Origin of the sequence: Streptomyces sp. DI166 (assembly GCF_900091315.1) — a bacterium.
Taxonomy (GTDB): domain Bacteria; phylum Actinomycetota; class Actinomycetes; order Streptomycetales; family Streptomycetaceae; genus Streptomyces; species Streptomyces fuscus.
The window spans coordinates 34,552-43,995 of sequence record NZ_FLSP01000076.1; the positions used below are offsets into that span (position 1 = coordinate 34,552).

Annotated in this window: 10 protein-coding genes; 4 read left to right on the forward strand and 6 right to left on the reverse strand. The window is 71.6% G+C overall.

What is annotated here, in order from left to right; all coding sequences use genetic code 11:
* Positions 1 to 441: 441 nt before the first annotated feature.
* The 6 genes from GA0115233_RS29725 to GA0115233_RS29750 form a co-directional block, all read right to left on the reverse strand.
* Positions 442 to 864 (reverse strand): hypothetical protein, encoded by a 423-nt coding sequence (locus GA0115233_RS29725; RefSeq protein ID WP_141689587.1) that lies wholly within the window; start codon positions 862 to 864, stop codon positions 442 to 444.
* A 200-nt stretch (positions 865 to 1,064) separates the two neighbouring features.
* Positions 1,065 to 2,567 (reverse strand): hypothetical protein, encoded by a 1,503-nt coding sequence (locus GA0115233_RS29730; protein WP_093723402.1) that lies wholly within the window; start codon positions 2,565 to 2,567, stop codon positions 1,065 to 1,067.
* Positions 2,564 to 2,782 (reverse strand): hypothetical protein, encoded by a 219-nt coding sequence (locus GA0115233_RS29735; protein WP_093723403.1) that lies wholly within the window; start codon positions 2,780 to 2,782, stop codon positions 2,564 to 2,566. The genes GA0115233_RS29730 and GA0115233_RS29735 overlap by 4 nt, the downstream gene beginning before the upstream one ends.
* A gap of 264 nt (positions 2,783 to 3,046) precedes the next feature.
* Positions 3,047 to 4,279 (reverse strand): hypothetical protein, encoded by a 1,233-nt coding sequence (locus GA0115233_RS29740; RefSeq protein ID WP_093723404.1) that lies wholly within the window; start codon positions 4,277 to 4,279, stop codon positions 3,047 to 3,049.
* Positions 4,280 to 4,521: 242 nt separating this feature from the next.
* Positions 4,522 to 5,187: an AAA family ATPase gene (locus GA0115233_RS29745; RefSeq protein ID WP_093723405.1), complete on the reverse strand. Its 666-nt coding sequence runs from the start codon at positions 5,185 to 5,187 to the stop codon at positions 4,522 to 4,524.
* The gene (locus GA0115233_RS29750; protein WP_093723406.1) at positions 5,184 to 5,918 is read right to left on the reverse strand and encodes a GntR family transcriptional regulator; all 735 of its coding nucleotides are present in this window, start codon (positions 5,916 to 5,918) and stop codon (positions 5,184 to 5,186) included. Before GA0115233_RS29750 ends, GA0115233_RS29745 begins: the two co-directional genes overlap by 4 nt.
* Positions 5,919 to 6,414: 496 nt before the next feature.
* On the opposite strand from GA0115233_RS29750, the gene GA0115233_RS29755 reads away from it, so the two are divergent.
* From GA0115233_RS29755 to GA0115233_RS29770, 4 genes are read left to right on the forward strand one after another with little or no spacing between them, the layout of a single operon-like run.
* Positions 6,415 to 6,717, forward strand: coding sequence for a hypothetical protein (locus GA0115233_RS29755; protein WP_093723407.1), 303 nt, complete (start codon positions 6,415 to 6,417; stop codon positions 6,715 to 6,717).
* Positions 6,714 to 7,073: a hypothetical protein gene (locus GA0115233_RS29760; RefSeq protein WP_011265256.1), complete on the forward strand. Its 360-nt coding sequence runs from the start codon at positions 6,714 to 6,716 to the stop codon at positions 7,071 to 7,073. Before GA0115233_RS29755 ends, GA0115233_RS29760 begins: the two co-directional genes overlap by 4 nt.
* Positions 7,070 to 7,552, forward strand: a complete 483-nt coding sequence (locus GA0115233_RS29765) for a hypothetical protein (protein ID WP_011265257.1) — start codon at positions 7,070 to 7,072, stop codon at positions 7,550 to 7,552. Before GA0115233_RS29760 ends, GA0115233_RS29765 begins: the two co-directional genes overlap by 4 nt.
* Positions 7,549 to 8,991, forward strand: coding sequence for a DUF2637 domain-containing protein (locus GA0115233_RS29770; protein ID WP_011265258.1), 1,443 nt, complete (start codon positions 7,549 to 7,551; stop codon positions 8,989 to 8,991). The genes GA0115233_RS29765 and GA0115233_RS29770 overlap by 4 nt, the downstream gene beginning before the upstream one ends.
* Positions 8,992 to 9,444: the final 453 nt, after the last annotated feature.

Genomic DNA, 9,444 nt, shown 5'->3' on the forward strand with positions numbered 1-9,444 from the left:
CAGCGTGAGAGGGTCGCCTCGGAACGTGGCGATGTGTCCAGTACCGGGAGCATCAGACCCCCTGGGGACGGTCGCGCAAGGGCCTGTTAGGGGAATGAGGGGGCGGAATCCTTCGGCGCCGCGGCGCCGACGAACGCGGCGGAGCCGCCCTCGCGCCTCGCGCGCACCTACCGGTAGTTGGCCTACGGCGTTCAGCGGCGCATACGCGCCGCAAGGCGCAACCCCGATCTTGGTTTCGATGACCTTGGTACCGATGACCTTGGTTTCGTTTTGCGGTGTCGTTTTGGCCCCCCCGGGAGGTGTCGTTTCCGCGCCCCCGGGAGGTGTCGTTTCCGCAACCTCCGGAGGTAGCTCTAACGCAACCTCCGGAGTGACCTGCGGTTTTTCAGGTCGGGGGGCGAAAACCGGGCCTCAAAACCGGGGACCGGGCGGTGCCGGTTTTCAGGCTCCCGACCCCCTGGTCCCGCCCGGTCGCTCCCCCGCCGGCGGGCAGGCCCCGGCGGGCCAGGCGGTCAGGCCCACCCACATCCACGGCCACTCCGGGATGTGCCCGAGCACCTTCTCCGTCGGCACCTCGATGCGCAGCTCCTCCCCGGCCTGCAGGGCGGTCCCCCAGGCGTCCAGCAGCAGCCGCACGTAGTCAACGTCGCATGTGACCGCCGTGTATGGCCGCCCGTCGGCGTCGAGGACCAGGAGCAGGCCGTACCCCTCGGCAGTCGGTTGCAGCCCGGCCACCGCGCACAGCGCGAGGTAGGCGGCGGGCCCGTGGAAGTCGTCAGCGGTGGCGAGCATGGCTCCGTGGATGGCGATCACAGCGTCCTCGTCTCGGTCGGCGCCGCCCTGCGGACGGCGGTGCGGGTACACGACGACGCCCCGCCGGCGGCAGGTGCTGGCGGGGCGTCGAATGCGAAGCAGGGCGTGTCAGTAGTCCGCTGACAGGCGGTGGGGTCACGGCAACCCCTGCGGCAACGCCAAAATCCCGGTCCGATCCTGGCGATCCAGGGGAACCGGGTCTCGGGACTACAGGGGCGGAGGGGAGGACCCCGCAGGCCCTCCCCGTCCCGTCAGTGGATGGCGGCCAGGTCGTCCGCTTGCTGCACGTTCTGCGCGCCCCGGCAGACGCCGCACAGGCCGTCCGGGGCCTCCGTGAGCCGACCGCACGGCGAGCCGTCCCAGCGGGAACCGGAGCACTTCACCGGCTCCGGCCGGGCGGGCGCGGGCGGAGCCGGAGCAGGAGCCGGGGCAGGCGGCGGAGGCAGCTCCTGGTCACCGCCGAGCGCCGCCAAGCGGACCCGGTGCGCCTCCCGGGCCGCAGCCCGCGCCGCGAGCTGCGCCGCCAGGAGCTCGCCGAGCTGATCCGCCCCGGCTTGCCGGGCGTCCTCCCGCGCGGCCGCCGCCTCGGCGAGCACCCGGGCCCGGGCGTCACTCCACTCCTCGGGCACCGTCGCCATCCTGGCGATATCGCGCGCCGCCTTCTCGGCGGCCTCGGCGACGTCGCGCTCCATCCCCGTCACGCACTCCGGGCACACCGTGCCGTTGGTGCCCCGGTCCTGCTCGCACGACGGGCACACCATGGCGCGGGCGGCGCGGCGGGCATCGGCGGCCGCCGCCTCCTTCGCCGACTTCCGCGCAGCGGCGTGGTCGGCCTTGTAGTTCTTGCCGCGCTCGATGCACAGCACGCACGCCTCGCCGCTCTCCAGCACCGTGCCGTCCTCGCAGCCGGCGTCCGGGCACTCACCGTGCCGCAGCATGGCCACCGCCGCGCCCACTGGACGCTCCAACTGGCCCGCCTCGAACTTCGCCTCGTACCCGTGCGTCGTCCAGCGCCGCAGTACCCGGTCGACCAGCTGCTCGGCGGTTCGGCCCTTGAGGGCCTTCGTCACCGCCGTCACCAGCGTCTTCGGCGCATCGGTGTGCGCCGTCTCCCGCATCGCCGCGCGAAGCTCCGGACGGAACGCGCCGAGCACCTTCAGTACGTCCGGAGGCAGCGCAACCTCACCGCCGGCCCCGCGCCTGGACGGCTTCGGCGCCGGGGGCTTCGGTGCTGCGCCCTCCCCGGCCGGGCCCGATCCCTGCGCCGGAATCGCCGCCGTCTTCTTGGCGGCCTCCGTGCGCCCCTCCCACTTGGCGGCCGAACGGAACTCCGGGTGCCCGGCGTAGAACTGCTTGAGCACCATGTCGCCGTCGTAGCCGACCGGCGGGTTGTAGCGCACGAAGTACTTGTAGCCCTGGCGCATCCCGCCCGCGTACCGGTACTTCTCCACTCGGATCGCGCCGAGCGCCTCCAGTTCCTTGCGGTAGCGCGCCACCTTTCGGTCGTCCTTCAGTCCGAGGATCGCCGCGATCGCCTTCTGCTTCGGGCAGGCGATCCGCTTCCTCGGGTCACGCAGGTTGACGTTGATGTGTTCCGCCAGGAACGCGTACATCTTGAAGGCCCGCGGGGAGCACCCCGACAGCAGCACCCACACCGGAACCGGCGTGGCCACCGTCGGCCAGTCCTCGGCGACCAGCTCGTCGCCCTGGTCCTCGTCGAACCCGTCGAACAGGTCCTCGTCGAAGTCGCTCATCGGGCCACCCCCGAGACCGGAGCGGCGGGGGTGAGAGTGGGGCGCGTGAGCGGGGGCATGTTGGTCATGAGCAGGGTGTACTCGCCAAAGCGGACACCCCCGCGCGCGTGAGATTCGCCGGAGAAACGTCGGCTGAAACGGTCAAAACCCGCCGTAATGACCTTGACGGATGACGTGATGGGCTGGTTGATGCCCAGGGTCTTGCGTACGCTCATTAGTGAGCTTCCTCCACCGTGACTGGAGAGCTTTCGACTGGCCGGAGGTGAGAGCCCGGCCCGTCACTGTCAGGGGCCCCGCCGTATGGCGGGGCTTCTTGCATGTGGCGCAACCCGTGAGAGAGGCCCTGGTGGGGGCTGGCTGCGACACGCGCTTGGTTCATCCTCCTCTTCCTACATCGGGGCCCAACGCCTGAACACGTGTTTTCGTTGCTGAGGCCCCGATCTCCCGCCCGGCGGGCAGGAATCCGGATCTGCTTCCCGTCACATGGGACGGCCTCGCAGTTCTCGCAGGTGGGCGAGGAACGCCTGCGCCTCCCCGACCTGCGCGTACCGCTCGTGCAGGACACCGCCGAGGTCGCTGGCGACCATCGCCAGCGAGGGCACCGAACGCCGGTTGCTGCCCAGCGCCCGCTCTCCGTACGACAGCGCCGTGTCGAGGTCGCCGTCGCGGGCTGCCGCCACGGCGAGCGTCACCCGGGCCTCGGAGATCCGCATCGGCGCCTTCTCCGTGCCGTCGAAGTCGGTGCTGGCCCGGATCACCTCGCCCGCGATCTGCGCGGCGAGCCCGTCCTCTGCGACGCGCCGGTAGGCGTCCATGCGGTAGAAGTCGAACTTCGCCGGGTCGACCTGGAAGTGGTTCTCCACGTTCTCCGGGTACGGGAGCGACTCCAGCAGCTGGCGGCCCGCATCGAGGGCGACCTCCGTCTGCTGCCGGTCGCCGATCCGCGCCCACGCCTTGGCCTTCTGCGCGTACAGCTGGACGGCGACGCTGTGCTTCGGCGCAGCCGCGAGTCCGGCGTCGGCGGCCGCGATGACGCCCCGGTAGTCCCCGGCGGTCAGCGCGAACCACGCCTTCATCTCATGAGCCCAGCCGACGATGCCCGGGTCACCGGCCTCGCCGCCGAGGTCCAGCGCCGCCCGCCGCGTCGCCTCGGCGGCCCGGCTGAGCCCGGAGTCGTACTCGACACAGCCGACCAGGAGCGCGAGCTGCCCGGCGAGCGCGATCACCTCGCGGTGCTGCGCGAGCGTCAGCCGCTGGTGCTGCAGGTTCGCCACCCGGCCGAGCCACGCCTTGCCCTCGGTGAGCAGCTGCTCGGCGGGCAGGTACGCGTACTCGGTGCACAGCCGGTCTGTGGTGATCCGCAGCGCGTCCAGCGTCGCGGTGTCGACGTCGCTCGCCCGGAGCCGGGAGACGATGTCGACGGTGTCCATGCCGCTGACGGCCTGGACCTCCGCCCGCCCGTCCCGCCTGCTCGCCATCGGGAAGAACGCGTACGTCGTCGTGCCGAAGGTGGCCGCGATCGCCGACGCGTACTTCCGTGGGTAGTTCTCGCCGGCTTCCCAGCGCTTCCACTGCCGCAGCATGTCGTGCTCGGCGGGCGCGTCGGCGTCCAGGCGTGGCATCAGCGCGCGAACGGCGTCGGCCTGGCTCCAGCCGCGGACTAGCCGCTCCTCCACCATGCGACGGGCCCAGTCCGGACGGTCGTCAGCCATCGAGGTCCCCTCTCCTCCCGTACGGAACCCGCAACGGATGCGGTCCGACCTGGAGGTGCCCAGCGTCCAGCGGCGGGTCCTGCCCGCGAGTCTGGCACGCGAGCACCGGCCAGCGGTGGTGACAAACGGCGGGGACATTTCAATATCACCAGCGTTCGTCACTTTCGGCACTTCGCGCTCCGGAGCACCGTGAGCACTCAACCGGCAGTCCTGGGAGGCGCGTTGTGCTGGACAGTTCGCGATCATGCGGAGCCCTCGATCACGGGGACGAGGCTTCCGGTGTAGATGACGTGCGGTTCGTCGGCCCCGGGCGGCTCGAACCGGGCGCCGTGCCGCAGCAGGTCCTCTTCGCTGAAGTACATGGCGTTCGGGTCGTCGAAGGTGGAGGCGTTGCGCTCCTTGATGCGATCCCACAGCTCGTCGTGGGTGGCGGGCAGGTACAACAGCGTCACCACGGCTCCGGCGTCCTCGCCGAGCTGGCGCCACTCCTGGCGCTCGGCGGCCGTCCAGAGTCCGTGGTCCAGGACGGCGTCCCGGCCGGCGGCCAGCGCGGTGCGCAGCTCGGTCGCGATCTCGCCGAGGATGGGGCGCTCCCGGATCTTGTACGAACCGCGGGGGAAGTCCCGTCCGTAGTGCCCGTGCTGCTCGAAGACCCGTTCGTCGGGGCAGAGCCGCAGGAAGCCCCGGGCCTCCAGCTCCCGGGCGACCGTGGTCTTCCCCGAGCCGGGCAGTCCGGCCATCAGGATCAGCCGGGTCGGGCCGGTTCGCCCTGCCAGGGTCCGCATGATGCGCGTGATCTCCGTCTGTCCAGCCGGGGTCAGTTCTCCCCGGTCCTGTGCTTGGAGGAGGGCCCCCAGGCGCTCCTCGGCAACGTGCATGAGGGTGTCGTCCAGCAGCGAGGGCATCATGCGGTGCTCTCCTCCTTGGTCCAGCGGCGGCCGGGACCCCCGATGTCCACGCCGTACTCGATGACGACGCCGCCGCTGTCGATGACTCGCACGGTCAGCACGATGACGGCCTCCCGCGTGTCTTCCGGGATCTCCAGCGGTCCCGCGTCGGCGGGCGAGGTGATCCGGGCCCACATGGCGCTGATCCGGCGGGCGACCGGGCGACCGGTGTGCCGCGTGATCACGTCGATCGACGTTCCGTTGGGCAGCCGCTTGCCCATCAGCAGCTCGGGCAGCTCGTCGGCGAAGGCAGCCGGAATCCACGAGGTCGAGTGCGAGATGACGGCGTTGGTGTGCTCGTCGCGGTACGTACGAGAGCGCCGGAGCACCGGCTCGCCCGCCGTGATCCCCAGGGCCTCGGCGACGTCTTCGGGCGCGGCGACGATCCCGGCCATGTGGGAGTCGGACCGCTCGCCGGCCCGCCACGACGACCCGGTCAGCCGACTGCGCTCCTCACGCTCGGCGCCGGTTGCCAGAGACAGACGCTCGCGCACGACAGTCCCGTGACCACGGGACGACGTGACCAGGCCCTGAGCCTCCAGCGCCTTGTACGCCTGGTGGACGGTGGTCTTCGCCCACTCCTTCTCCCTGGCCAGGTCCTCGATCTTGGGCAGGCGGTCGCCCGGCGCGTACTTGCCGCTCTTGATCTGCGCGGCGAGCGCGTCGGCGAGGTCTTTCCACTTCGGCGGCATGTCCGCTGATCTCCTCCGTCTCGGGCGCCACCAGTGAACCACAGTCCTGTGATTGGATCACGGCGACTCGCAATCACAGTATTGCAACGCGCGAGGCGGATTGACAGCGGTCCGCAATACTGGGAATGTCATTCCCGCAAGGCAACGCCGAGTGAGGCAACTCACGGAGCGTCACGGCACAGCCATGTCTAAAACGGCCGCAAATGCGGGCTGGTAACCACCGCGCGACTGTCGCGGCAGGACACCCGAGCGGAACCGAATGCTCCTTGAAAACCGAATAGGTCTCCGTCAAAGCCCCTGGTGAGGAGGTGAATTGGGGCACGGCGGATGGCAGACCCAAGGACGGCTCCGTAGTCGGAGCCCCTGCGGGGGCGAGGGTGCGATCCCCTCCCCGTCCACGCACCACTGCCCACGCCCGAGCACGACGCGGCTCCCCGGCCGGCCTGCAAGCAAGACCGGGGAGCCGCACGGGCCGTCCAAGAGAGGAAACCGACCCGTGGACATCATCGTCGCAGGACAGCGCATCGTGAGCGAGAGCGAGTTCGCCGAGGCCGCGATGGGCTTCGGGGAGTTCACCCCCACCAAGGACGACCTCCAGGCGTTCGCCGAGTTCGTCGCCGAGGGCTACGGCCCGGCCGACCAGCGCAACGAGATCGACGCCGCGAACGACTTCTACTTCCGCCGGCGCAAGCCGGTCGCCCGCCGCCGCCGTGCGGTCCAGGCCGCCTCCGCCGACGTCGTCCCGCTGCCCCGCAGCGGCGCCGGCCTCGCCCCGAGCCGGAAGGGGCGGGCGGCATGAAGACCCCCTTCGGAACCTGGATCTACCTGCTGCTCGTGGCCTGCGGCGGCGCCTGGGCGCTGGGACTGCAGACCACCTGGTGGCAGCGCACCCTCGCCGTCATCGCCGTGATCGGCCTGGCCGTCGCCGACGCCGCGCACACCGCGATCGTCTCCGAGCTGCGCGAACGCACCGCTCAGGCGCTCGACTCCCTGTCCATGTGGATCCGGGGCCCGCTGGCCATAGCGGGCGGCGCCTGGATCGCGGGCCTGAACCTCCCGGCCGCCGGCCGCGTCACCCTCGCGGCCGCAGTTGTGACCGTGCTCCTCTTCGAGCGGTCGATGACCGCCGCGCCGGTCGCCAGGAGCGCGCGGTGAGCCGGGGGCAGCGGCTGGCCCGCTGGCTCCTGAACGCCGCCGTCAACATCGACGGCGTCCGCCTGATGGTCTCCCAGCCCAAGCAGTGGCTCCTGGCCCGCGCCCACCACGCGTGGATCGGGCTCGCCCCGCTGGCCCTGATCGCCGCCGGCACCTACTTCGGCCGGTACACCCCGTACTGGCTCTGGACGATCGCCGTGATCTACGGCATCGCCAGCTTCGGCACCGACGCGGTCGGCAACCTCGCCCACTCGCTGTGGCAGCGCGGCCGGATCTGGCAGGACACGATCTGCCCCTGCTGCGACGACCACGGCGGCGGCTGGTGGTTCGAGACCCCCGACCTCTCCCCCGACGGCCCGGAGGACCACGGGCGCACGCCCGATGAGACGCCCCGGCCGTCCCTGACGACCATCACGACCCCCCGCGAGCGGGCGGCCCAGGCCGCGTACGCCGCGCTGAACCTGGAGGGCCTGCGATGAGCGAGGCAACCACCTACCGCGGCCGCGAGCAGATGGACGCGGTCAAGGCCAAGGCGGCGCAGGCACAGGCCGCCGCCGAGTCCCGCCGTACCAACGCGCTGACCTCGATCGAGATCGAGGAGGCGCGCGAGAAGGCCGCCGAGCGCAAGGAGCTGCGCAAGCAGGCGGCGAAGACCAAGAAGCTGGAGGAGCGGGCCCGCCGACGCGAAAAGGCGGCCGCCGCCCGCAAGGCCCGCAACGAGCGCCTGTCCGCCGCGATCGGGCAGCCGCTGCCGTGGGTGATGACCGTGGTGATCACCTCGATCGCGTTCGCCTTCCCCGGGCAGTTCTCGGCGGTCGTCGGCCTCGGCGTGATCTGGGTCCTGGCGCTGCTGGTGCCCGTCTTCATCGAGGGCGCGACCTGGGCCATGGCCTGGCTGCGCAAGTGGGCGGTCGCCAACAACAAGCCCGCCAAGCTCTACACGGTGATGACCTGGCTGTTCGCGTCCGTCGCGGCAGCGCTCAACGCCTGGCACCACCTGGACAAGCCGCAGCTCGCCGTGGTCTTCGCCGCGTCCAGCCTGTTCGGCGTCGCGGTCTGGGAGATCTACATGCACTCCCAGAGCCACGCCGCCGGCGGCCGCGACGCCGCCGACATCAAGCTCGCGCTGCAGCGCCGGATCCGGCACCCGCGGGTCTCGCGCCGGGCCTCGTGGCTGCGCACCGCGACCATCCCCGCGCTCAGCGAGAGCGAGGCGTGGGCGATCGCGTGGCGGCAGATCCGGGGCACCGAGCCGGGCCTGACGAAGCGGACCCTCAAGCGCCACAACCGGCTCGCGGAGAAGATCGCCGAGGCGGCGGAGAAGGCGTGCGAGCCGCGCCTGACGGCGTCGCTGGACCTGTTCGCCGCACCCGTCGAGCCGGTCCGCGAGGTCGGCCCCGGCGAGGCGTGGGCGATCGACCCGCAGGCCATCGCGCGGATCCTCGCGGACCCCGCGAACGCTAGCCGCGCGGACCGCGCGAAGGCGTCCGGGAGGGAGATCAATTCCGCTAGCGGAAACGCCGACCAGAAGGCTACGCGGGGCGCGCAGGAGGCCCGCACGCGCGCTGCGAAGCCGCAGGTCACGCCCAACAACCCCCCGCTCGTGCGAGGCCGCGAGAAGGCCGCTGACGGGGCCGGTGGGAAGCAGGCGCGCGCGGCCCGCACGCTCGCTGCGGAGACCGCTCGCGCGGCCACGCCGGAGCAGGCCGAAGCGGAGAAGCGCGCGGCCCGCGAGTGGGTGCTGGAGCAGCTGCGCGCGGGCCGCGAGGTCGGCTGGCGCGACGTCCAGCGCTACTTCGAGAAGGAGATCCCCGAGCAGCAGATGCGGATGGTGCGCGGGGAGACCTGGTGCCGCCAGCGCATCAAGGAAGCCGAGCGCGAGCACGGCGGCGACCCGGCCCTGACGCTGGTCGGCTGACCCAGCGCGCGCACCCCGTCCCCACCCGCTCACACGGAAGGACTCGCCATGCGCGAGAGCACCTGGCTGATCCTCAACATGCTCCTCTTCGGCCTCGGAGGACTCGGCATCGTCCTGGCCGCCGCCCTGATCCGCTGATCTCCCGGCGCGGCCGCCACCCCCCACGCGCGGGCCCCGGCACTCACTGTCCAGGCGGGGGCCGGGGCCCGCTCCCCTCACCACACGCTGCGCGACGGCGCGCGGCACAGCTCACCGACTTCTGCGCGAGCCCCGGCACTCACTGTCCAGGCGGGGACCGGGGCTCGCTCACCTCACCAGGGAGGCAGCACCAGCATGACCGAGATCGACGAGCGCCCGGCACAGTCCGGCCACAACCCCCCGAACAAGGTGATCGACGCCGCTGAGCTGGTGGTCTCCACCCAGTTCGGCTCCACCTCGATGCTCCAGCGCAAG